The sequence below is a fragment of the Pseudoxanthomonas composti genome, from assembly GCF_004122095.1.
Classification (GTDB): Bacteria; Pseudomonadota; Gammaproteobacteria; order Xanthomonadales; family Xanthomonadaceae; genus Pseudoxanthomonas_A; species Pseudoxanthomonas_A composti.
In genome coordinates, this window is sequence record NZ_SAWZ01000006.1 from 225,915 (window position 1) to 249,073 (window position 23,159).

Here is a 23,159-nt window from a genome sequence, read left to right on the forward strand (position 1 = left end):
TACGAGACACACAATGTTCAAGCGCATGAAGATCGGTACGCGCATCGGCATCGGCTTCGGCCTGGTGCTGCTGATGATGCTGGGCATGGGAATCTTCGCCAGCGTCAAGCTGGCCCAGGTCAATCAGTCCTCCACCGACCTGGCGGAGAATTGGATGCCCAGCATCCGCTACATCCAACAGATGAATACCAATGCCTCGGACCTGCGGGTGGCCGAGCTGCAGCACGTCATCAGCGAGGATCCGCAGGACATGGCGCGCTTCGAACAGGTCATGCAGCGGATCCTGGCCGACTACGGTGACAATCGGGATCACTACGTCAACCTGATCTCGTCGCCGGAAGAGCGCGCCATGTATCAGGATTTCCAGAAGAAGTACGACAGCTACCTGTCCCTGCATGATCGTGCGATAGCGCTTTCGAGCGCGCTCAAGACCAACGATGCGATGGCGCTTCTCAACGGCGAGCAGCAGGCGGTGTACGAGCAGGCGTCGGCGTTGCTGAACAAGTTGGTCGAGCTGAATGTGAAGGGCGGCCAGGATGCGAGCGCCCAGGGCGATGCCCTGTACGCGAGCACCCGCGCCTGGATCTTCGCGGTGATCGGCGTCTGCGTGGTGTTCGGCGTGGTCATCTCGGTGGTGATCGTGCGCATTCTGAGCCGTCTGCTCGGCGGCGAGCCGGCCTACGTGGCCGAGATCGCCAACAAGGTGGCCCAGGGCGACCTGAACCTGCAGGTGGCGGTGCGCGGCAACGACAACGACAGCGCGCTGTATGCCATGCGCACCATGGTCGAGCGCCTGAAGCTGGTGATCGACGGCCAGCGCCGCGTGGTGCAGGCGGCCAACCGTGGCGACTTCTCCGAGCGCGTCGCGCTGGATGGCCTGTCCGGCTTCCAGCATGAGATGGGCCAGGGCCTGAACGAGCTGGCCACCACCACCGGCGACAGCATCCAGGACGTGGTGCGGGTGATGGGCGGCCTGGCCGAAGGCGACCTGACGCGCAGCATAGACAAGCACTACGACGGCGCCTACGCGGAGATGAAGAACTACGTCAACGACACCATCGCGCGCCTGTCCAAGGTGGTCGGCGAGGTCAACGGCAGCGCCGAGGCACTGGCCAGCGCTTCGGAGGAAGTCAGCGCCACCGCCCAGGCCTTGAGCCAGGCCGCCAGCGAGCAGGCCGCAGGCGTGGAGGAAACCAGTGCTTCGCTGGAGCAGATGACCGCCTCCATTTCGCAGAACACCGAGAACTCCAAGATCACCGACGGCATGGCCACCAAGGCCTCCAACCAGGCGCTGGATGGCGGCGAGTCGGTGCGTGCCACCGTGCAGGCGATGAAGCAGATCGCGCAGAAGATCGGCATCATCGACGACATCGCCTACCAGACCAACCTGCTGGCGCTGAACGCGGCGATCGAAGCGGCGCGCGCCGGCGAGCACGGCAAGGGCTTTGCGGTGGTGGCGGCGGAAGTGCGCAAGCTGGCCGAACGCAGCCAGGTCGCCGCCCAGGAGATCGGCGATGTCGCCAGCTCCAGCGTGGAACTGGCCGAGAATGCCGGCAAGCTGCTGGATGAGATGGTGCCCTCGATCAAGCGCACCTCCGACCTGGTGCAGGAGATCACTGCCGCGTCCGAGGAACAGACCTCCGGCGTGGGCCAGATCAATGCCGCGGTCGGCCAGCTCAACCAGACCACCCAGCAGGCCGCGTCCAACTCCGAGGAGCTGGCCGCCACTGCCGAGGAGATGAGCGCCCAGGCCGAGCAACTGCAGCAGCTGATGAGCTTCTTCCGCGTGAATGCCGATCCGACCGCCAGGCCGGCGGCGCGGCGCCCGGGCAGCAGCGTCCGCGGCCGCGGCGGTGCGCAGGCCGCGCACAAGCCGTACGCGCGCGTGGCCGGCGGCCATGTGGTGCTGGGCGAGTCGCTCGACGAAGCCCACTTCGAAACCTTCTGAGGCCCGGCCATGACTGCTTCCGCTTCCCCCCAATCGTCCGACGCCAGCGATCTGCCGACGGACCAGTTCCTGACCTTCCTGCTGGGCAAGGAGATGTTCGGCGTCGGCATCCTGGGCATCAAGGAGATCATCGAATACCGCACGCCGACCGACGTGCCGATGATGCCGCCGGCCCTGCGCGGGGTGATCAACCTGCGCGGTGCGGTGGTGCCGGTGGTGGACCTGCAGCAGCGCTTCGGCCGTGCGCCCAGCGAGGTCAGCAAGCGCACCTGCATCGTCATCATCGAGGTGGCCAGTGGCGATGAGCGCCAGGTGCTGGGCCTGCTGGTGGATGCGGTCAGCGAAGTGCTGGAGATCGCCACCGCCGACATCGCCCCGCCGCCGGCCTTCGGCACCGGGATTCGCCGCGACTTCATCCACGGCATGGGCAAGGTGGGCGAGCGTTTCGTCATCCTGCTGGCCGCCGATGCGGTGCTGGCGCCCCAGGAGTTCGCCAGCATGGCCGCGCTGGATCATCGTCTGGAAGAGAGCATCGCCGCCTGAGGCGGCTTTGCGCGTCACCGCGTCGCAACGGATTCATCATGCCCACAGCCCCTCAAACCTCCGCTCTGCACCGTTTCGGCACGGTCCTGGTGGTCGATGACAGCCAGGTCCAGCGCGAGCATGCGCTGGCCCTGTGCCTGGCCATGGGCGCGGCGGCGGTGGAAGGCGCGGCCGATGGCCACGCCGCGCTGGCACGGGCGGCCCAGGACCCGCCGCTGGGGCTGATGATCGTGGATCTGGAAATGCCCGGCATGGACGGCGTGCAGTTGCTCGATGCGCTGGCCCGCTGTGGCGTGCGCGTGCCTATCGTGGTGGCATCCCAGCGGGGCCCCGGGCTGATCGACTCGGTGCTGCAGGTCGGTCGCAACAACGGGCTGCAGGTGCTGGCGGGTCTGGAAAAGCCCTTGCGCGCCGCACAGTTCGAGGCCGTGCTGCGCGCGCACGCAGTGCCGGCACCGGTACCGCATGCGCGGGCGCCGGAGACAGCCGAGGCCCCGGGCGAGTCGACCATGGCGCAGATGCTGCGCGAAGCCGTGCAGCGCGGCCAGATCGAGGTCGCCTACCAGCCCAAGGTGGACATGCGCAGCGGGCGGGTGGGGGGCGTGGAGGCGCTGGCGCGCTGGCGTCACCCGAGCCTCGGGCCGATCGCACCCGACCGCTTCATCGCCGTGGCCGAACGCGAGGGGTTGATCCACGCGCTGACCGCTGGCGTGGCCGACCAGGCGATGGCGCGGCTGGCGGCCTGGAAGCGGGCCGGGTTCGCCCTGACCCTGGCGCTGAACCTGTCGCCGAGCATGCTGCAGAACGCGGATCTGCTGGACGAACTCCTGGGACTGGTGCGCCGGCACGACCTGTCGCCGTCGGAGGTGGTGTTGGAGATCACCGAAAGCTCGCTGGTGTCCGGCAGCGCGCTGGGCATGCTGGCGCGCCTGCGCCTGCAGGGCTTCGGCCTGTCCCTGGACGACTACGGCACCGGCTTTTCCTCGCTGCAGCAGCTGACCCGCATCCCGTTCACCGAACTGAAGATCGACCGCAGCTTCGTCCATGGCGCGCACCGCAGCCGCAACCTGCGCACCGTGCTGGAGTCGGCGCTGGACCTGGCCCAGCGCCTGGAACTGCGCTCGGTGGCCGAAGGCATCGAGACGGTGGAGGACTGGACCCTGCTGCAGGAACTGGGCTGCGATGTCGCCCAGGGCTACCTGCTGTCGCGCCCGCTGGCCGGCGGCGCACTGCACGCCTGGCTGCTGGAACACCAGCGCCAGCTGCAGGAACACGGCCCGTTGCCCGGTGGCGCCAACGCCCCTTCTCATTGACCGCACCACACCATGACCAGCCAGAACACCATCACCGAGCAGGAATTCGGCCGCTTCCAGCGTTTCATCTTCGACGCGGCCGGCATCACCATCACCCCGGCCAAGAAGGCCATGCTGTGCGGACGCCTGGGCAAGCGCCTGCGGGCGAACTCGCTGCAGACCTATGGCCAGTACCTGCAGCTGCTGGAAAGCCGCGAGGGCGGTGCCGAGGTGCAGACCGCGATCGACCTGCTGACCACCAACGAGACCTACTTCTTCCGCGAGCCCCGGCACTTCGAGGTGCTGCGCAACGCCGCAGCCGCGCACAGTGGCGGCACCCCGTTCCGAAGCTGGAGCGCGGCCAGCTCCAGCGGCGAGGAGGCCTACAGCATGGCCATGGTGCTGGACAACACCCTGCAGGGCCGTCCCTTCGAGGTGGTCGGCACCGACATCAGTACCCGCGTGCTGGCCAAGGCCCGCACCGGGCACTACCCGCTGCTGCGCCTGGAGCAGATGCCGCAGGACATGCTCAAGCGCTATTGCCTGCGCGGCCGCGGCGACTACGAAGGCACCATGCTGATCGATCGCCGCATCCGCGACCGGGTGAGCTTCCTGCATGCCAACCTCAACGCGCCGCTGCCCAGCCTGGGCCAGTTCGACGTGATCTTCCTGCGCAACGTGATGATCTACTTCAACGGGCAGACCAAGCGCGAAGTGGTGGGCCGGGTGCTGGGCGCGCTCAAGCGCGGCGGCCTCCTGTGCATCGGTCACTCCGAGAGCCTCAACGAAATCAGCAACGACGTGGTGCAGATCGCGCCGTCGGTGTACCGCAAACCATGAAGGCCGACGTGCCGGGAGCAAGCTGGGCATGAATACGGTCAAGGCCATGGTCATCGACGACTCGGCGGTGGTGCGCCAGGTGCTGGTGGCCGTGCTGGACGACGCGCCGGGCATCGAGGTCATTGCCGCTGCCGCCGATCCGCTGCTGGCGATGGACAAGATGCGCCAGCAGTGGCCGGACGTGATCGTGCTGGATGTGGAGATGCCCAAGATGGATGGCATCACCTTCCTGCGCAAGATCATGAGCGAGCGCCCGACCCCGGTGGTGATCTGCTCCACGCTCACCGAGAAGGGCGCGCGGGTGACCATGGATGCGCTGGCCGCCGGCGCGGTGGCAGTGGTCACCAAGCCCAAGCTCGGGCTCAAGCAGTTCCTCACAGATTCGGCCGAGGAGATGATCGCCACGGTCAAGAGCGCCGCGCGCGCCAACCTCAAGCGCCTGTCCGCGCGCCCGGCCGCACCGGCGGTAAAGGCCGAGACCAAGCACAACGCGGACGTCATCCTGCCCGCCCAAGGCAACCGGCCGCTCTCGCAGACCACCGAGCGGGTGGTGGCCATCGGCACCTCCACCGGCGGCACCCAGGCGCTGGAAGAAGTGCTGACCGCGCTGCCGCGCGTCTGCCCGGGCATCGTCATCGTCCAGCACATGCCGGAGAAGTTCACCGCCGCCTTCGCCGCGCGCCTGGACACCCTGTGCCAGATCTCGGTCAAGGAGGCGGCCAACAACGATCGCGTGGTCCCCGGACGCGCGCTGATCGCGCCAGGCGGCAAGCACATGCTGCTGCGTCGCAGCGGCGCGCAGTACTTCGTCGAGGTCCTGGACGGGCCACCGGTAAACCGTCACCGGCCCTCGGTGGACGTGCTGTTCCGCTCGGCCGCGCGTGCCGCCGGCGGCAACGCGCTGGGCATCATCATGACCGGCATGGGCGATGACGGCGCAGTGGGCCTGCTGGAAATGCGCCAGGCCGGCGCGCACACCGTGGCCCAGGACGAGCAGAGCAGCGTGGTGTTCGGCATGCCCAAGGAGGCGATCAAGCGCGGCGGTGTGGAGAAGATCCTGCCGCTCAACGCCATGGCGCGTGAGATCGGCCAGCAGATGACCTAGCGCCGCGCATAGCCCACCGACCGAGCAGTGCAACCCGCAAGGTAGAAGCGAACCTTGTGGAGCGGCTTCAGTGGGGCGGCTTTTTGTGGGAGCGGCTTCAGCCGCGAAGAGGCTTTCCCGGCAAAGCCCCTTCGCGGCCAAAGCCGCTCTCACAAGCGCTTTCGCGGTCCTTCAGGCCGCGCCAGCGCTCGCGATACGAGCGCCGCGCTAGAGTCTTGAAGCAGGCTCAGCCCGCCAGTCGATCCGCGATGGTCTTGCGCAGTGCCTGCAGATCCTTGTCGAAGGCGTCGATGCCGGTCGCCAGCTTCTCGGTGGCCATCGGATCGGCAGCCAGGTCGGCGGCGAACTGCTCGGCGGTGATCGGCGTAACCGGCGCGCCATCGGGCTGGCTGGGCGAGAGCTTGCGCGGCAGCTCGCCGTGGTCGGCATCCAGCTTTTCCAGCAGATCCGGCGAGATGGTCAGCCGGTCGCAGCCGGCCAGCGCCTCGATCTGTTCGGTGGAGCGGAACGAGGCGCCCATCACCACGGTCTTGATGTCGCGACGCTTGAAGGTGTCGTAGACCCCGCGCACGAACTTCACGCCCTGGTCCTCATCGATGTTCGCCGGCGCCTGGCCATTGGCCTTGTACCAGTCCAGGATGCGGCCCACGAACGGCGAGATCAGGAAGGCATTGGCCTCGGCGCAGGCCAGGGCCTGGGTGGGGTTGAAGATCAGCGTGCAGTTGCAGTCGATGCCTTCGGCCTGCAGCTGGCGGCAGGCCTCGATGCCTTCCCAGGTCGAGGCGACCTTGATCAGCACCTTGCTCTTGTCCACCCCATGCTCGGCGTACATGGCGATGAACTTGCGCGCCTTGGCCACGGTGGCCTCCACGTCGTGCGCCAGGTCGGCATCGACCTCGGTGGACACGCGCCCGGGGATCAGCCCGGCGAGCTTGACGCCCACGGCCACGGTCAGGCGATCGACCACCTCGGCCACCAGCGTGTCGTTGACTTTGCCCTGGCCCTTGGCCCACTCGATCTGCTCATCGATCAGGTCGGCATAGACGGGCAGGTCCAGCGCCTTCTTCACCAGGGTCGGATTGGTGGTGCAATCGACGGGCTTGAGCCGCTTGATCGCGTCGAAATCGCCGGTGTCGGCCACGACCACGGACAGGTCGCGCAGTTGCTGGAGTTTGGAAGGAGCGGTCATGAGCGTTTGTTCCGTGCAGAAGATGATGCGGGGGATGAACGTCGTGCGGCATTGGACACCACGGCGCGTTGCATCGGTGTGTCCGTGGTGGAAAACAGGTCCGGCGGCAGCTGCCGGAAGACCTCGGCCAGGCTGGACAGGAAACCGGTCATGGCCGAGCTGCGGCGCCAGACCATGGCGATCTGCCGGCTCGGCGCCGAGTCGCTGAAACCCAGCAGGTGGATGCTGTCCGAGCGCGCCACCGGCGGCTTGACCGCCAGGCTCGGCAACAGGGTGATGCCGACATTGGCCGCGACCATCTGCCGCAGCGTTTCCAGGCTGGTGGCGCGGAACTCGGATTTTTCGTTGGCCCCGGACAGGCGGCAGACTTCCAGCGCCTGCTCGCGCAGGCAGTGGCCGTCTTCCAGCAGCAAGAGCTTGTGCTCGGAGAGTTCCTCCAGCGTCAGCGCATCGCGCCGGGCCAGTGGATGCCGGTCGGGTACGGCCAGCAGGAAGGGTTCCTCGAACAGGAACTCGGCATGCAACTGGTCGTCGTGCACGGGCAGCGCCAGCAGGCCGGCATCCAGGCGGCCCTCGCGCAGGCGGTTGAGCAGCTCATCGCTCTTCTCCTCGACCAGCAGCAGTTCCAGCTCCGGAAAGCGCGCGCGGATCAGCGGCACCACGTGCGGAAGCAGGTAAGGGCCCAGGGTGGGGAAGATGCCCAGGCGCACCGTGCCGGCCTCCGGGTCCTGGCTGCGGCGGGCGGCTTCCTTCATCTGGTCCACCTCGGCCACGATGCGGCGCGCGCGGTCGGCGGCATCGCGTCCGGCGGGCGTCAGCATCACCTTGCGCGGGGCGCGCTCCACCAGCGACACGCCCAGCTCGTCCTCCAGCTTCTTGATCTGGGTGGACAGCGTGGGCTGGCTGACGAAGCTGGCGGCGGCGGCCTTGCCGAAGTGCTTGTGGTCGGCCAGGGCCACCAGGTATTTGAGGTCGCGTAGATTCATGGCGGTTCCGGGGATGGGCCAGGATCGAAGTGCCGTTGAACTGGGCTCGCGCGGGGTTTGGTCGCTCGCGCCACGCCTGGCGACTGCGCCGCCACATCGTTTCGGCGGTCCAGCGCATGTCTTTTCGAACGCCTGCCAAGCTCATTGATGTGGTCGATCATTCAAGGCTACAAGCCCGTGGCCGTCAATCGATAAATTCTCCCCGGCAAAGGGACGGACCTCCTGACGGCGGGTCAGTAGGGTGGATGACGCTTCTTCATCCACCATCGCCGCCAAGCCCAGGACCGTGCCGACGTGCCCACCGAGCGCCGTGTGTGGATGACGCCTCTTCACCCACCATCGCCGCGAACCGAACGACGTGGCCGCACCGCGTCCTATCCCGATCCGAGACGACGCGCCCACGCCAACGCCAACGCCTCAACTTACGGCACAAAAAAACCCGCCGGAAAACTCCGGCGGGCGTGAGACCTCCAATCGGTGGCCGAGGCTGGGGAGCCCTGTATTCCCCTCCAGTCAGGCTGCCTTGGCGGTCTCGGTCTGCGCGGGTGCGCTGTGGCGGATGAGGTGGTCGAAGGCGCTCAGCGCGGCCTTGGAGCCCTCACCCATGGCGATGACGATCTGCTTGTAGGGCACGGTGGTGGCATCGCCCGCCGCGAACACGCCGGGGATGTTGGTGGCGCCACGCTCGTCGACGATGATCTCCCCGCGCGGGGACAGCGCCACGGTGTCCTTCAGCCACTCGGTGTTGGGCAGCAGGCCGATCTGCACGAAGATGCCTTCCAGCTCCAGCCGATGCTGCTCGTCGTTGGTGCGGTCGGTGTAGGACAGGCCGGTCACCTTGTTGCCGTCGCCGTGCACCTCGGTGCTCAGCGCCGACAGCACGATGGTCACGTTGGGCAGGCTGCGCAGCTTGCGCTGCAGCACCTCATCGGCACGCAGCTTGTGGTCGAACTCCACCAGCGTGACGTGCTTGACGATGCCGGCCAGGTCGATGGCCGCCTCCACGCCGGAGTTGCCGCCGCCGATCACCGCCACGCGCTTGCCCTTGAACAGCGGGCCATCGCAGTGCGGGCAGTAGGCCACGCCCTTGTTCTTGTACTCGTTCTCGCCGGGCACGTTCATCTGCCGCCAGCGCGCGCCGGTGGACAGGATGACCGTCCTGCCCTTGAGCGAGGCGCCGTTGGCCAGCTGCACTTCGATCAGGCCATCGGCACCGGCCGGGATCAGCTTCTCGGCGCGCTGCAGGTTCATGATGTCCACCTCGTACTGGCGCACGTGGGCTTCCAGCGCGGCGGCCATCTTCGGGCCCTCGGTCTCCTGCACGGAGATGAAGTTCTCGATGGCCATCGTGTCCAGCACCTGGCCGCCGAAGCGCTCGGCCGCCACGCCCGTGCGGATGCCCTTGCGCGCGGCATAGACCGCGGCGGCCGCACCGGCCGGGCCACCCCCGACGATCAGCACCTCGAAGGGATCCTTGGCGGCGATCTTCTTGGCATCGCGCTTGGCCGCACCGGCATCCAGACGGCTGACGATCTCTTCCAGGTTCATGCGGCCCTGGCCGAAGGTCTCGCCGTTGAGGTACACGGTCGGCACCGACATCACCTGGCGCTCCTCGACCTCGGCCGGGAACACGGCGCCATCGATGGCCACGTGCTGGATCTTCGGGTTCAGCACCGCCATCAAATTCAGCGCCTGCACCACGTCCGGGCAGTTCTGGCAGCTCTGCGAGAAGTACGTCTCGAACTTGTACTCGCCCTCAAGGTTCTGGATCTGCTCGATGGTCTCCACCGCCGCCTTGGACGGATAGCCGCCGACCTGCAGCAGGGCCAGCACCAGCGAGGTGAACTCGTGGCCCATCGGCAGGCCGGCAAAGCGCAGGTGGATGTCGTGGCCCGGCGAATTGATCGCGAAGGACGGCGCGCGGCTGTCCCCCTGGCGGCGCTCGACCAGGGTGATCTTGTCCGAGAGCATGACGATCTGCCCCAGCAGCGTCTTCATCTCCTCGGAGGTCGGGCTGTCGTCCAGCGAGGCGACCAGCTCGATGGGTCGGGTCAGGCGCTCCAGGTAGGCCTGGAGCTGGGTCTTGAGGGTGTCGTCCAACATTGGCGTGCTCCAAATGACGGAAACAGAAGGGCCTGCCCGGTCGGGCAGAGGGAAAGGGGGGAGGCAAACCGCAAGCCGCGCCGGCATGCGGGACAAGGACACGAACTGCGGTTTGCCGCCGGTGCCTTCCCCGCGCAGGGCGGGGAAGGCGGTCAGGCCAGAAACTTAGATCTTGCCGACCAGGTCCAGCGACGGTGCCAGGGTCTTGGCGCCTTCCTTCCACTTGGCCGGGCAGACCTCGCCCGGGTGGGAGGCCACGTACAGGGCGGCCTTGACCTTGCGCAGGGTGTCGCCGGCTTCGCGGCCGATGCCCTCGGCGGTGATTTCCACCGACTGGATCACGCCCTGCGGGTCGATGATGAAGGTGCCGCGGTCGGCCAGACCCGCCGGGCGCAGCACGTCGAAGTTCTTGGAGATCTGATGGGTCGGGTCACCGATCATGGCGTACTTGATCTTGCCGATCGCCGCCGAGGTGTCGTGCCAGGCCTTGTGCGAGAAGTGGGTGTCGGTGGAGACCGAGTAGACCTCAACGCCCAGCTTCTGGAACTCTTCGTAATGGTCGGCCAGGTCTTCCAGTTCGGTCGGGCAGACGAAGGTGAAGTCGGCCGGGTAGAACACGACCACGGACCACTTGCCCTTCAGGTCGGCGTCGCTGACCTCGATGAACTCACCATTCTTGTAGGCGCTGGCCTGGAACGGAAGGATTTCGGTGTTGATGACGGGCATCGGGTTTCCTCTTTGGTGGATGGGGGTGAAGCGACTGAGGGCTATCCTACGGATCTGCCATCCATCGCTCAAATCGATTGGTGGGATCGATGTAATAGCCGTTGACTATCAAAATCCGGCTGACACATCCTAGTTCCGTGGGTGTTTCACCCAGATCACGGCGCGCGGACGAAATCGTCGATGGCCTGAAGCAATTGCGGCCCGCGCTTGGGCGCGTACAGCTCCACCAGCGGCGTGAAGTGGCTGCCGCCTGGCAGCGTCAGGGTCTGCACCGGCACGCCGCGGGCCTTGAGCTTGCGCGCCAGTTCGAAGGTCTGGCCAGGGGAGACGATCTTGTCGTCGCTGCCGATGGCCAGCAGGAAGGGCGGTTCATCGCCATCGACGAAGCCTGCGGCCATCGCCTTCGGCCACTGCCAGGCCGGCCCGAACACCCCCTCCAGGGCCCGATCGCCCTGAATGGTGAAGTCGTAGGGGCCGGACAGGCCGATCACCCCGGCCAGCTGCGCCGGCTTCAGGCCCTGCGCTTCCAGGTAGCGCGCATCGGTGCCCAGCAACGCGGCAATCTGGGCACCGGCCGAGTGCCCGGCCACGAACACCCGCGCCGGGTCGCCACCGTAGTCGGTCGCATGCTGCCGTGCCCAGGCCACGGCTCGGGCGCCATCGTGCATGAAGCCGGGGAAGGGCGTGGCGGGCGCCAGGCGGTAATCGGCCACCATGACCACCGCGCCGGTTTCGGTCAGGCGCCGGCCGACGAAGCGATACTGCGCCCGGCTGCCGCGCTGCCAGCTGCCGCCATAGAAGAACACCACGACCGGCGCGCGTGCACTGGGTGCGGCGGGTTTGTAGATGTCCAGCGAAAGGCCGCGCGCGCTGTCGTACACGGCGGTCGCATCCGGATGTGCAACCCCGCGGTTGGCGATGCCGAAGACGATGGTCTGGCAGCCGGCCAGCAGCAGGGCCGCAGCGCCGGTCAGGCCCAGGCGAAAGAAGCAGAGGAATCGGTTCAAGCCAGGCTCCGGTAGGGAAAGACGGGTCGCCGCAAGCCAGCGGCTAACATGCGCCCATGGATACGCAAGAACCCCCGCGCCTGGATGCACTGCTACGCCAAGGCGCCACCGCCCTGCCCACGCCCGACCCGCGCTTCGAGGCCGAAGCCCTGCTTCTGCATGCGCTGGGGCGCGAGCGTGCCTGGCTGTTCGCGCATGGCGCCGATCCTGCCCCGGCGGCCGTGCAGGAGACGTTCGCAGCGCTGCTGCAGCGACGGATTGCCGGCGAGCCGCTGGCCTACATCCTCGGCAGGCGCGGCTTCTGGACCCTGGACCTGAAGGTGACGCCAGCCACCCTGATCCCCCGCGCCGAGACCGAGCGCCTGGTGGAGCTGGCGCTGGAGCGCCTGCCGCCGGACCGCCCGCTGGATGTGGCCGACCTGGGCACCGGCAGCGGCGCCATCGCCCTGGCCATCGCCAGCGAGCGCCCGCAGGCCCGGGTGCTGGCCACCGATGCCAGTGCCCAGGCGCTGGAGGTGGCGCGAGCCAACGCGCAGGCGCATGCGCTGACCAATGTGGAGTTCGCGCAGGGCAGCTGGTTCGCGCCGCTGGGCGGCCGGCGCTTCGCGCTGATCGCCAGCAACCCGCCTTACATCGGCAGCCAGGATGCCCATCTGCAGCAGGGCGACCTGCGCTTCGAGCCGGCCACCGCGCTGGCCTCGGGAGCCGATGGATTGGACGACATCCGCGTGCTGGTCGCCGGCGCGCCGGCGCGGTTGCTGCCCGGCGGCTGGCTGCTGCTGGAACATGGCTGGGACCAGGGCGAAGCCGTGCACGCACTGATGCGCCAGCACGGGTTGGCCGAGGTGCAGACCGTGCAGGATCTGGAGGAGCGCGACCGCGTCACGCTCGGCCGCCTGCCCGCGTAGGGCAGGGGCGCAAGGCCCGGCTCGGCTAGACTTTCCGCTTTTCCGTCGTCTGAAAGGCTTGGCCCATGCGCACGCTGTATCCCGCCATCGAACCGTTCGACACCGGCAGGCTGCCGGTCGATGACCGCCACACGCTGTACTACGAGCAGTGCGGCAATCCGGACGGCAAGCCGGTGGTCATGCTGCATGGCGGTCCCGGCGGCGGCTGCAGCGCCAAGATGCGCCAGTTCCACGACCCATCCAAGTACCGCATCGTGTTGTTCGACCAGCGCGGCTCCGGGCGCTCTACGCCGCACGCGGACCTGGTGGACAACACCACCTGGGACCTGGTGGCCGATATCGAAGCGCTGCGCGTGCACCTGGGCATCGAGACCTGGCAGGTGTTCGGCGGCAGCTGGGGATCGACCCTGGCCCTGGCCTACGCGCAGACCCATCCCCAGCGCGTGACCGAGCTGGTGCTGCGCGGCATCTTCATGCTGCGTCGCTGGGAGCTGGAGTGGTTCTACCAGGAAGGCGCCAGCCGCCTGTTCCCGGAGGCCTGGGCGCACTACCTCAAGGCCATCCCGCAGGAAGAACGCCATGACCTGATCTCCGCCTTCCATCGCCGCTTGACCAGCGAGGACGAAGCCACCCGCCTGGAGGCGGCGCGCGCCTGGAGCGTGTGGGAAGGCGCCACCAGCTTCCTGCACGTGGACCAGGACTTCGTGGCCGGCCACGAGGATGCGCAGTTCGCCCTGGCCTTCGCGCGCATCGAGAACCACTACTTCGTCAATGGCGGCTTCTTCGAGGTCGACGACCAGCTGTTGCGCGACGCCCACCGGATCGCCCACATCCCCGGGGTCATCGTGCACGGGCGCTACGACGTGGTCTGCCCGGTGCAGAACGCCTGGGATCTGCACCAGGCCTGGCCCACGGCCAAGCTGGAAATCACCCCGGCCTCGGGGCACTCGGCCTTCGAGGCGGAGAACATCGACGCACTGGTGCGCGCCACCGACGCCTTCGCCTGAGCGGCGTCAGCCGCACCCTGAAAGCCCGGCGGCGCCAAGCCGCCGGCGCTTGCGGATCGGTCGATGAAGCCTGTTTGTTCGCGAGGCATCGCGCTCGGATGCCGAAGAGAGGGGGCAGGCCGGGTAAGGCTCGTCGCTGAAACGGCAGCGCCAGCGGCGCCGCCCCATCGCGACGGCAGCCAAACCTAAGCCCCAGGCTCAGCCCGGGACGAAGTCGGCGGCGATGGCGGTGAAGATGCGCGCCAGCCGCTGTGCCCACGCCTGCTGCCCGGCGTCGTCGGCGATCAGGTCCTGGCGGATCTCCAGCTCCACATGCGGCAGGCCGCGGCCCTCGCCATGCACGGGCACCGCATAGTCGCTGCTGTCGCTCACCGCATAGGGCTGGTTGTCGCCCACGACCAGGTCGCCTTCCGCGCCCAGCGCGCTGAGCAGCGCGTGCGCCAGGCGCGTGTCGCGGTGGTACAGCACGCCGGCGTGCCAGGGACGCTGCGCCCCGGCCATCGCCGGCGTGAAGCTGTGCATCATCACCAGCAGGGTCGGCAGGCCCTGTCCGGCGCGCGCATCCAGGACCTGTCGGATGTGGGCGTGATAAGGCGCATGGATCTCGTCGATCCGCTGCTGACGCTGCGCAGCGTCCAGGCCGGCATTGCCAGGAATCTCGGTGAAGTCGCTGACTTGTGGGATCAGCGTGGGCGAGGCCAGTGGCCGGTTGCAGTCGATCACCAGGCGCGAATAGGTCTGCAGGACCGCCTGCGCATCCAGCAGCGCCGACAGGTGCCGGGTGACCCCGGCGATGCCGATGTCCCAACCGATGTGGCGGTCCAGCTCGGCCTGCGGCAGGCCCAGGTCGTGCAGGCGCCGCGGCACGACCTGGCCGGCGTGATCGGCGATCAGGACGTAGGGCGAGCGGCCCGCGGCATTGAGCACCGAGAACGTCGCCGGGTCCTGCGGACCGAGCAACGTCTGCACCGCCTGGGCATCAGCCACGCGGCGTGCCGTCCAGCTCGTGTTCGATCATCCACAGCCCGGCCCAGAGCTTGGCGTCCAGCGCATAGCCTTCACCCATCTTCCGGACCAGCCAGGCCGCCGCCTGCGGGCGCGGAATCTCGTGCACGGTGATGTTCTCATCGCCATCGCCGCCGCCTTGGCCGACCTTGGTCAGGCCGGTGGCGCGCACGAAGGCGACCTTCTCGTTGCTCATGCCCGATGAGGTCGGGCCGATCATCAGCACCTCGGCATGCGCGGCGGTCCAGCCGGTTTCCTCTTCCAGCTCGCGGATGGCCGACAGTTCGATGGATTCGCCCGCGTCGATATCGCCCACCAGGCCGGCCGGCATCTCGATGGTCGGCGCCTGCAGCGGTACACGCAGCTGTTCGACGAAGACCACCTTGTCCTCGGGCGTGACCGCCACGATGATCGCCGCCAGCCCCTGGGCGTGGGTGCGCTCCACGTACTCCCAGTTGCCGCGGTGGACCATGCGCAGGTACTTGCCTTCGTAGATGATCTCGGGCGTGGCGTCTTTGCTGTTCATGTCAGTCCGGAAGGAATGAAAGGGGCATCCATCGTGGTGTCCGCAGGCGACGGCGTCGTGAATTCGGGCTCGTCCAGGCCGGCCGCCGCGCGCAGGCGGCGGCGGGTCATCGGGCCCAGGCGCAGGGCTTCGGACAGCGAGGCCAGCATCTGGCCATCGGCAGGGTTGCGCAGGAACGGGGCCACCCCGTCCAGCGGGGCGTCGGTGGCGATGGTGGTCAGCTGGCGCCACAGCAGCGCGTGCTCGCGCTGCTCGCGCAGGCGCAGCGAGACGGTGGCCGCGCCACGCATGCGCAGGAAGGCCACCTCGTCGGCGCGGGCCAGCAGGGTGTCCAGGTCGCCGAAGTGCGACAGCAGGATCGCCGCGGTCTTGCAGCCGATCCCGGTCACCCCGGGGATGTTGTCCACCGCATCGCCGCACAGCGCCAGGTAGTCGGCCATCTGGTGCGCCTCCACCCCATGCTTGGCCTTCACGCCCGCCAGGCCCCAGCGCTGCCCGCGCGCGAAATCCCACTGCTCATCGCCTGGGCGCAGCAGTTGGGACAGGTCCTTGTCGGCGGAAATGATGATGCCGCGCAGGCCGAAGTCGCGGCTGGCACGCAGGGCGCTGCCGATCAGGTCGTCGGCCTCGAAATCCGCGTGCGACAGCACGGTCAGGCCCAGCGCCGCGCACAGCGCCTTACAGTGCGAGAACTGGCGACGCAGCGCTTCCGGGGCCGGCTCGCGGTTGGCCTTGTAGGCCGGGTACAGCTGGTGACGGAAGCCGGTATCCAGCGCTTCGTCGAAACCCACGGCGATATGCCGCGGGCGCTCGCGCTCCAGCAGTTCCAGCAGGAAACGGGCGAAACCGTGCACGGCGTTGGTCGGCCAGCCTTCGGCGTCGTGGAACTCGTCGGGTACCGAGTGCCAGGCGCGGAAGATGTAGAGGCTGGCGTCGACCAGATGGACCGGCGCCGCAAGCGGCGCGACGCTCATGCCGGGGTCCAGTCGCTCAGTAGCCTGGCCGGGTCCGGGCGCTCGCGCTCGGGGGCGGCGAGCTTGGGCGTGCCGATATGGATGAAGCCGGCGACGCGTTCGGTTTCGGCCAGGCCCAGGCGCTGCGCCACCAGGCCGTCGTAGGCGGCCCAGCCGGTCAGCCACTGTGCGCCGAAGCCGAAAGCCTGGGCGGCCACCAGCAGGGCGAAGCACACGCTGCCGGCGGTCATCCACTGCTCATCCTCGGGCACCTTGTGCTCGGGGATCAGGCTGGCCACCACCACGATCACCAGTGGCGCGCTGTTGAAGCGGTTGCGGTCCTTCTCGATGGCGACGGTGCCGGCCTCCGGGTCCAGTTCCTCGGTGCGCGCGGCCAGGATGTCGCCCAGCTGGCGCCGCGCATCGCCCTGGATGCGGATGAAGCGGAACGGGGCCAGCTTGCCGTGGTCCGGGACCCGGCTGGCGCTGCGCAGCATCTGCAGCAGCACCTCATCGGACGGGGCGGGCTCGCCAAGTTGTTTGGAGGGCACCGAACGGCGTTCGTCCAGTGCGCGCAGCAGATCCGGCGTGGTGGGCGTAGGCATGGTGGTCAGTTTAGCGGGCTTACGAAAGTTTTCACGGCGGCGGCCGCTATCATTGTCCTGTGATCCTGTGGATGGATCGTGTCGTGACGGATGCAGGCGGGGCATCCGGCACGCTTTCGTCGTTCCCCGCGCCCAAAGGAATGCACGACCGGATGCTGGATCCGCAGGCTCGCGATGGACTGGTGGGCAAGAATGTCGCGCTGTTGCAACAGTTGCGGCAGCTGGCCCTCGTTCCGCTGGCCGATGCCTACGAGGCCATCCTGACCGGCCTGCCCGGCCAACTGCTCTCCGCCGCGGGCGATGCCGGGGCCGACTCGCTGGACCTGATCGATGCGGTGCGCGAGGTCCGGCGCCGGCGCGAGGCCATGCTGGCCCGGTTCCGCGCCCACCTGGCCAATACCTGGCAGATGCTGGAGGCCGGACGGCCGGTCTCGGTCGAGCACAAGCTGGCCGACGGCGATGCCGAGCACCTGAGCCTGGTGTCCAACCACGAGCTGGAAGTGCGCCTGGCGGTGCGTTCGCTGGCCGACGACCTGGCCGCGCGCTGGAAGCCCGAGCTGATGCGGCTCAGCCGCTATCTCGGGCTGCTGTCCGGCGGCCTGCGCCTGACCGAGGACACGCTGCCCTTCGGTCCGCACCACATCGGCGTGGCCGTATATGAAAGCCTGTCGGCCTGCACCCTGACCCCGGCGGCGCGCAAGCTGATCGTCAAGCTGTGCGAGACCGAGCTGCATACCCGCACCGGCTCGCTCTATTCGCAGATCCAGACCGGCCTGGCCGCGCTGCTGCAGGAAAGCGCCGGCCCGCGTCCGCGCGGCGGGGTACGCCGCTGGATCCCCAGCACCGCGCTCGACCCGGACGCCGAGCAGGGCCAGACCGAGGACTGGATCGCGCGTTTCTTCGTGCAGTGGGAAAACGACCCGGCCGCCGCGGCCAAGCGCGCGCGCGCAGCGCTGAGCGAACACGTCGGAGGCGAGGCCGAACCCCTGCCGCCGGCGCTGCATGCGCTGCTGCAGCGCGCCCGCCTGGCTGGCGAGACCCAGCCCGAGCCCAGCGATGGCAAGCGCGCGCTGTCCCAGCGCGAACTGCTGTCGGTGCTGTCGCTGATGCAGTCCATGCCCAACGAATCGCTGGCCCCATTTCCCAGCCGTGCCGCGCGGCTGTCGCAGCGGCTCAAGTGGGAAATCCTGGCCGGCGCCGGGCGCCTGGGCATCGACCCGACTGGCATCCGCCTGGGCAACCAGGGCGAGGACACCATCGACCTGGTGTGCATGCTGCTGGAGGTCATGCTGGCCGAGAGCCACCTGCAGGGCCGTGCGCGCGAGCTGATGCTGTTGCTGCCCGCGCCCTACATCAAGGTGGCGCTGGTGGATCGGGAGCTGTTCCTGAGCGACCAGCACCCGGCGCGGCGCCTGCTTAACCTGCTGGCCGACGCCAGCGAGCGCTGCATCGGCGAGGGCGATGCAGAACGCGCCCTGCTGGAGGAGATCGAGGTGGCCATTGTCTCGATCCTGCGCGACTTCAGCGAGGACGTGCAGGCCTTCACGCCCATCCTCAAGCGCTTCGGCGAGTACTACGGCGCCTACCTGCGCAAGGTGCAGATCGCCGAGCGCCGGGCCACCGAGCTGCACCGCGCACAGGAGCGCCGCGACGAGGCCCGCGCTTTTGCCGAGACGCAGCTGCAGGCCCGGCTGGCCGAGCTGGCCGCGCCGCCGGGGCTGGTCGGCTTCCTGCGCGGCTACTGGGTGCCCTACATCGCGGCCATCCGGTTGCGCGGCGAAGCCGCAGGCCAGGACCTGGCCCAGGGCCTGAGTGCGCTGGAGCAGCTGGTCGCGGCGGTGCGCCACGACCAGCTGCACGGTCCGGACACGCCGTGGCTGGCGGACTGGATGCCCTGGCTGGAGCGGATGCTGGCCCAGCAGGGGCTGGACCCGGTCGCCTTGGGCAAGGCGCTGCAATCGCTGCAGCAGTCGCTGTATCCGGTCGCGCCCGCAGCAGCAGGGGCCGAGCGCCTGGCGGCAGGCACGGCAGAGGCGTTTCCCAGCGCTGCGCCGGTGGACGAGCTGGTCGCCGAGGCGCTCGATGCCCCCGTCGAAGCGGACCAGATCGACCTGATCACCGCCGATTTCTTCCGCGCCCTGCCGATGGGCACCTGGCTGGACTTCGTGGACCGCAATGGCCGTGTCCGGGCCGGCAAGTTGAACTGGGTCAGCCCGATCTCGGCGCGGCTGATGTTCGTGGACAAACTCGGCAGCCGGCTGTGCGTGGCCTCGGCCGAGGAACTGGCGGTCATGGCCCAGCTGGAGCGACTGCGCCTGCACCGCGAGGAAGACGCGTTCTACAGCGCCATGGCCGGCGCCATCGAGCAGCTCGCGCACTGATTCGGCAAGGCGGCGCGAACGTTTCGTAAGCGCGGCGGCGTGTCGGAATAACGACCGTCATCACGGATGTGAACGTGACCGTGTGCCTACGATTGCACCGTCTCTGCGTGTCCCCCATGCTCCCTACTCGAATGCGCCGGCCAGCCCCGGCGGGGAAGCCCTTATGCCGTTCAGTGTCGATGTCTCCAACCGGCCGGAACACGGCACGCGGCTGCTGCAGCAGGCGTTCGACGGCGCTGTTCCACCGCTGGTGCAGGCGTTCTCCACGGCGTTGGGTCGTTTCGATGATGCCTTGTTCGACCGGGCCGAGCGCGCCGGGCCTTCGCAGGCGGCCTTCCTCGATGGCATGCGCGAGCTGCGCCGCCGCCGCGATGAGATCGTGGCCCGGTTTCGCTCGCACCTGGACCGCTGCTGGAAGTCCCTGGAAGACCGCACCCCGCTGTCGGCCGAAAGCGTCCTGATCGATCCGCAGACCAGCGGCCTGAGCTTGGTTTCGGATCAGGAGCTCGAGTCGCGCCTGGCCGCGCGCAACCTGGCCAGCGTGATCAGCCGCGAGTGCAAGCTGGTCCTGGTGCGGCTGGACCGTCGCCTGGGCCACCTGGCGGGCGGGCTGGAGCTGGACAACGACACCAACCCGGTCGGGCCCGAGCACATCGGCCTGGCCGTCCACGAGGCGTTCTCCAGCAGCGACCTGAGCCTGGAAGTGCGCCTGGTCGTGATCAAGCTGTGCGAGCGCGAGCTGGCGCCGGTCATCGGCCGCATCTACGAAGCGCTGGACGAGCGGCTGGTCCAGCTCAACGTCCTGCCGCAGGTGGCGCCCGCCGCCGGGGCCCGCCGCAGGACGATGGAATCTCCTGTGCCGTCGCCGGCGCCGGCCACGGGCGAGGACTTCTTCGGCACCGTGCCGGAAGAGCCCAGTGCACCGGGCTGGGCGGCGCGCTTCACTCAGCGCATGGCCGGCATGCGCCGGGCCATGGGTGGGCAGGGCCCGGATGGGCACTTCGTCGGCAACGACGCCGATGCGGGCGTGCTGCTCGAAGCGCTGCACCACTTCCTGCAGGAGACGCGCCAGCACCGCGAGGCCAACCCGCACGATGCGGGGCAAGGGCAGGGCGCAGGCTATGGCGAGTCGGTCGGCGGCGGAGAGCGTCCGCTGTCCCAGCGCGAGATGATGTCGGTGCTGTCGGTGCTGCAGGCCTCGCCCAGCGCCACCCTGCGCGCGGCCATCGGCGATACCGGCGAGTCGCTGTCCCAGCGGCTCAAGAGCGAAGTCCTCAGCGGCGCCAGCCAGCTGGGCGTGGACCCGGGCCAGGCGCGCCTGTCGCCGATGGACGAGGACGCCATCGACCTGGTCGGCATGCTGTTCGATGTGATGCTGGACGAGCGCGAACTCGACGGCCGGCCGCGCGAGCTGATCGGGCGCCTGGTGGTGCCGTTCGTCAAGGTGGCGCTGCTGGACCGCCGGATGTTCGTGCAGAAGACCCACCCGGCCCGGCGCCTGCTCAACGTGCTGGCCGAGGCCTGCGAGGGCAACACCGGCGAAAGCGCGGCCGAGCGCACCTTGATGACCAAGGTCGAGGAAGTCATCGATCGGCTGGTCGCCGAGTTCAACGAGAATCTGGCGGTGTTCCTGACGCTGGAGGAAGAGTTCCGCGATTTCCTGTCCCAGCACAAGCGCCGCATCGAGGTGGCCGAGCGCCGCGCCGCGGAAATCCAGCGCGGCCAGGAACGGCTGGAAGCGGCCCGCACCCGCACCAACGCCGAGCTGGACCAGCGTCTGCAGGGACGCCAGGTGCCCCAGGCCATCGAAGATTTCCTGCGCCAGCCGTGGGCGCACCACGTGACCATGGCGGTGCTGCGCGAAAGCGACGACGGCGCGGCCCTGGCCGATGCCCTACACCTGGCCGATGGCGTGCTGGCGGCGGTGGACCAGGCGCAGGCGCAGCAGGCCAACGTGGCCTGGCTGGAAGCCGAGCGTGCCGGCCTGGTGCGGGTGTTCGCCAGTGTCGGGGTGACCGGCGACCAGGCCAACGCCGCCATCAATGCGCTGCGCGAGACCCTGCAGGCGGTGGCCGCCTCACGTCCTGACCTGGAAAAGGCGCTGCCGGAGCTGCCCACCGTGAGCCTGCCGCGCCCGGTCGAGCCGGAGGCGGCGCCGATCGCGCTGGTGGGCGGCACCGACACGCTGGATTTCGACGCCACCGACGCCGAGCACTTCCGCAAGCTGCCCGTGGGCACCTGGCTGGATTTCATCGACAAGGACAACCGCGTGCAGGCCGGCAAGCTGTCCTGGGTCAGCCCGATTTCTTCGCGCCTGCTGTTCGTCAACCGTCGCGGCGTGCGCTTCTGCGTCGCCTCGCCGGAGGAGCTGGCGGTGATGGTGCGCATGGGGCGCCTGCGCAAGCATCACGAGCAGGACGCCTTCGACGCGGCCATGCAGGGCGTGATCGACCGCCTGGACACCGGCGTGCAGCGGGGCTCTGCCGAGGTCTGATGCCCTTGGCCGGTGCTGCCGGTCGGCAACGCCCGTGACCGCGATGTTCCTGCACGCGATGGCGACGCATCGGTTTTCGGTCGCTCGGCCGACTGCCGGACGATCAGTGCGGATGATCGTGGGGAGGGGGAGGGGCGTCCTGCCTCACCGGCGGATGGGCCTGGATCCAGGCCTGGCGCTGCTCGGGTGTCATGTCGCGCCACTGGTCGCGGAAACGGTGGCGCGCCTCCCGGTCCATGTCGCGGGTGCGCTCGAAGACCGCGCGCGCCTGCTCGCGTTCGGCCGGGCTCATCTTCTCGTAGCGCTCCATGCCCTTTCGCGCCTGTTCCCGCTGCTGCGGCGTCATGCGCTGCCAGCGCTCGGCGCGCTCCAGCATGCGCGCGCGCTTGTCCGGCTCATTGTTCCAGTGCTCGCGCACGCCCGCGATCAGCGCCTGGCGCTGCGCCTCGGTCAGCTGTTCCCAGCGCGGCGGCGGGTCGGTATCGGGCCGTGGCGGATCCTTCGCCGCCAGCGGCGCGGCCAGCGCCAGCGCGGCGGCGAACACGAGACAGGACAAGGACTTCATCTGCTTCACTCCATGGCAAGCGGCTGGCTGTCAGAACCCAGCCAGACGAACAGGTCGGGATTGGTGTCCAACTCCGCGTAAGGATCCTCGGCCACTGCATCCAGGTCCGACGGCAGTCCGTCGCCGTCGGCCGTCTGCGCCGCCACTTGCGACGGGCTGGACGGGGCCGGCGTGGTTTGCCGCAGCAGGCCCACGCCCACCACGGCCAGCAGGGCCAGGGAGAACGCGCTGGCGGCCAGCCAGCGCGGCGCCGGTCTTGCCGGGCCCGAGGCTGGCTGGCCCTGGGCGGCGGCATGACGCGCCGCGCGCAGGTGCGTCAGCGTCTGTGGCGAAAGCTGCGCGCTCGCCGCGGCATGCAATTGCCGGGCGCGCACGTCGAAAGAAGACGGGGTGTTCATCGGAAATCCTCGAGTTGCTTCTGCAGCGCCTCACGGGCGCGCGAGAGATGGGTCTTGACCGAACCTTCCGAGCAGCCCATGACCTGGGCGGTCTGGCTGACATCCAGTTCCTCCAGCACGCGCAGGGTGAAGGCTTCGCGCTGGCGGGCCGGAAGCGCGCGCAAGGCCTGCACCATCAGGCCGTAGGCTTCGCGCTGCTCCTGGCGATCGGACGGGCCGGCGCTGGTATCGGCCCAGTCGATCAGGCTGTCCTGGCTGCGTTCGCTGCTGGGCAGCAGCCACCGCAGGCGGAAGCTACTACGCCGCTGCAGGTCGATGATGCGCCGGCGCAGGATGCTCCAGAACAGCGGCGTCCATTCGTGCGCCGGCCGCTCGGCGTAGCCGAGCATCCGCATCATGCTGTCCTGCACCGCATCCAGCGCGTCATCGCGACTGCGCAGGCCGGACTCAGCGAACCGGAAGGCGCGCGGGCCAATGCCGGCCAGGAAGGCCTCCAGCGAGACTGGCGGCGTTTCCGTGACGCGATCGAGGGGGGCGGCGATGTCTGCACTCACCAGCACAGCTTATGTCCGGCAGGG

Annotated in this window: 21 protein-coding genes; 9 read left to right on the plus strand and 12 right to left on the minus strand. The window is 68.7% G+C overall.

What is annotated here, in order from left to right:
* Positions 1–25: 25 nt before the first annotated feature.
* Genes EPA99_RS12995 through EPA99_RS13015 form a run of 5 tightly spaced genes read left to right on the plus strand, consistent with a single transcriptional unit; the run spans position 26 to position 5,728 of the window.
* Positions 26–1,948 (plus strand): methyl-accepting chemotaxis protein, encoded by a 1,923-nt coding sequence (locus tag EPA99_RS12995; RefSeq protein ID WP_241688383.1) that lies wholly within the window; start codon positions 26–28, stop codon positions 1,946–1,948.
* A gap of 9 nt (positions 1,949–1,957) precedes the next feature.
* Positions 1,958–2,491 (plus strand): chemotaxis protein CheW, encoded by a 534-nt coding sequence (locus tag EPA99_RS13000; protein WP_129471653.1) that lies wholly within the window; start codon positions 1,958–1,960, stop codon positions 2,489–2,491.
* Positions 2,492–2,529: 38 nt separating this feature from the next.
* On the plus strand, positions 2,530–3,804 hold the full coding sequence (locus EPA99_RS13005) for an EAL domain-containing response regulator (protein WP_129471654.1): 1,275 nt from the start codon (positions 2,530–2,532) through the stop codon (positions 3,802–3,804).
* A 12-nt stretch (positions 3,805–3,816) separates the two neighbouring features.
* The gene (locus tag EPA99_RS13010; RefSeq protein WP_129471655.1) at positions 3,817–4,623 is read left to right on the plus strand and encodes a CheR family methyltransferase; all 807 of its coding nucleotides are present in this window, start codon (positions 3,817–3,819) and stop codon (positions 4,621–4,623) included.
* Between the two features lie 28 nt (positions 4,624–4,651).
* Positions 4,652–5,728, plus strand: a complete 1,077-nt coding sequence (locus EPA99_RS13015; RefSeq protein ID WP_129471656.1) for a protein-glutamate methylesterase/protein-glutamine glutaminase — start codon at positions 4,652–4,654, stop codon at positions 5,726–5,728.
* A 226-nt stretch (positions 5,729–5,954) separates the two neighbouring features.
* Here the strand turns inward: EPA99_RS13015 and EPA99_RS13020 are convergent, their stop codons facing one another.
* The 5 genes from EPA99_RS13020 to EPA99_RS13040 form a co-directional block, all read right to left on the minus strand.
* A complete protein-coding gene (locus EPA99_RS13020) occupies positions 5,955–6,917 on the minus strand; it encodes a transaldolase (RefSeq protein ID WP_129471657.1) in 963 nt (320 codons plus the stop codon).
* Entirely contained in the window at positions 6,914–7,903 is a 990-nt protein-coding gene (locus EPA99_RS13025) for a LysR substrate-binding domain-containing protein (protein ID WP_129471658.1), read from the minus strand. Before EPA99_RS13025 ends, EPA99_RS13020 begins: the two co-directional genes overlap by 4 nt.
* A gap of 513 nt (positions 7,904–8,416) precedes the next feature.
* Positions 8,417–10,006 carry an alkyl hydroperoxide reductase subunit F gene (gene ahpF, locus EPA99_RS13030; RefSeq protein WP_129471659.1) on the minus strand — a complete coding sequence of 530 codons (1,590 nt, stop codon included), beginning with the start codon at positions 10,004–10,006 and terminating at the stop codon, positions 8,417–8,419.
* Positions 10,007–10,171: 165 nt separating this feature from the next.
* The gene (gene ahpC, locus EPA99_RS13035) at positions 10,172–10,732 is read right to left on the minus strand and encodes an alkyl hydroperoxide reductase subunit C (protein ID WP_129471660.1); all 561 of its coding nucleotides are present in this window, start codon (positions 10,730–10,732) and stop codon (positions 10,172–10,174) included.
* Positions 10,733–10,887: 155 nt separating this feature from the next.
* Positions 10,888–11,739: an alpha/beta hydrolase gene (locus EPA99_RS13040; protein WP_129471661.1), complete on the minus strand. Its 852-nt coding sequence runs from the start codon at positions 11,737–11,739 to the stop codon at positions 10,888–10,890.
* Between the two features lie 56 nt (positions 11,740–11,795).
* On the opposite strand from EPA99_RS13040, the gene prmC reads away from it, so the two are divergent.
* Both prmC and pip read left to right on the plus strand, forming a co-directional pair.
* On the plus strand, positions 11,796–12,647 hold the full coding sequence (gene prmC / locus EPA99_RS13045) for a peptide chain release factor N(5)-glutamine methyltransferase (RefSeq protein WP_129471662.1): 852 nt from the start codon (positions 11,796–11,798) through the stop codon (positions 12,645–12,647).
* A 65-nt stretch (positions 12,648–12,712) separates the two neighbouring features.
* Complete coding sequence (gene pip / locus EPA99_RS13050) at positions 12,713–13,654, plus strand: prolyl aminopeptidase (protein ID WP_129471663.1); 942 nt, start codon at positions 12,713–12,715, stop codon at positions 13,652–13,654.
* Between the two features lie 198 nt (positions 13,655–13,852).
* On the opposite strand, the gene EPA99_RS13055 is transcribed toward pip, so the two are convergent.
* The 4 genes from EPA99_RS13055 to EPA99_RS13070 are packed head-to-tail and all read right to left on the minus strand — an operon-like array spanning position 13,853 to position 16,743.
* Positions 13,853–14,641, minus strand: coding sequence for an N-formylglutamate amidohydrolase (locus EPA99_RS13055; RefSeq protein ID WP_241688384.1), 789 nt, complete (start codon positions 14,639–14,641; stop codon positions 13,853–13,855).
* Positions 14,634–15,185 carry an NUDIX hydrolase gene (locus EPA99_RS13060; protein ID WP_129471664.1) on the minus strand — a complete coding sequence of 184 codons (552 nt, stop codon included), beginning with the start codon at positions 15,183–15,185 and terminating at the stop codon, positions 14,634–14,636. The genes EPA99_RS13055 and EPA99_RS13060 overlap by 8 nt, the downstream gene beginning before the upstream one ends.
* Positions 15,182–16,159, minus strand: coding sequence for a 5'-3' exonuclease (locus tag EPA99_RS13065; protein WP_206733756.1), 978 nt, complete (start codon positions 16,157–16,159; stop codon positions 15,182–15,184). Before EPA99_RS13065 ends, EPA99_RS13060 begins: the two co-directional genes overlap by 4 nt.
* Positions 16,156–16,743: a nitroreductase family protein gene (locus EPA99_RS13070; RefSeq protein ID WP_129471665.1), complete on the minus strand. Its 588-nt coding sequence runs from the start codon at positions 16,741–16,743 to the stop codon at positions 16,156–16,158. The genes EPA99_RS13065 and EPA99_RS13070 overlap by 4 nt, the downstream gene beginning before the upstream one ends.
* Positions 16,744–16,895: 152 nt before the next feature.
* On the opposite strand from EPA99_RS13070, the gene EPA99_RS13075 reads away from it, so the two are divergent.
* Positions 16,896–19,124, plus strand: coding sequence for a DUF1631 family protein (locus EPA99_RS13075; RefSeq protein WP_164978649.1), 2,229 nt, complete (start codon positions 16,896–16,898; stop codon positions 19,122–19,124).
* 163 nt (positions 19,125–19,287) lie between these two features.
* Positions 19,288–21,618, plus strand: coding sequence for a DUF1631 domain-containing protein (locus EPA99_RS13080; RefSeq protein ID WP_129471667.1), 2,331 nt, complete (start codon positions 19,288–19,290; stop codon positions 21,616–21,618).
* A 103-nt stretch (positions 21,619–21,721) separates the two neighbouring features.
* Here EPA99_RS13080 and EPA99_RS13085 read toward each other — a convergent pair whose 3' ends face one another.
* Genes EPA99_RS13085 through EPA99_RS13095 form a run of 3 tightly spaced genes read right to left on the minus strand, consistent with a single transcriptional unit; the run spans position 21,722 to position 23,141 of the window.
* Positions 21,722–22,183 (minus strand): DUF3106 domain-containing protein, encoded by a 462-nt coding sequence (locus EPA99_RS13085; RefSeq protein WP_129471668.1) that lies wholly within the window; start codon positions 22,181–22,183, stop codon positions 21,722–21,724.
* Positions 22,184–22,188: 5 nt separating this feature from the next.
* Complete coding sequence (locus EPA99_RS13090) at positions 22,189–22,581, minus strand: hypothetical protein (protein WP_129471669.1); 393 nt, start codon at positions 22,579–22,581, stop codon at positions 22,189–22,191.
* A complete protein-coding gene (locus EPA99_RS13095; RefSeq protein WP_129471670.1) occupies positions 22,578–23,141 on the minus strand; it encodes an RNA polymerase sigma factor in 564 nt (187 codons plus the stop codon). Before EPA99_RS13095 ends, EPA99_RS13090 begins: the two co-directional genes overlap by 4 nt.
* Positions 23,142–23,159 lie beyond the last annotated feature (18 nt).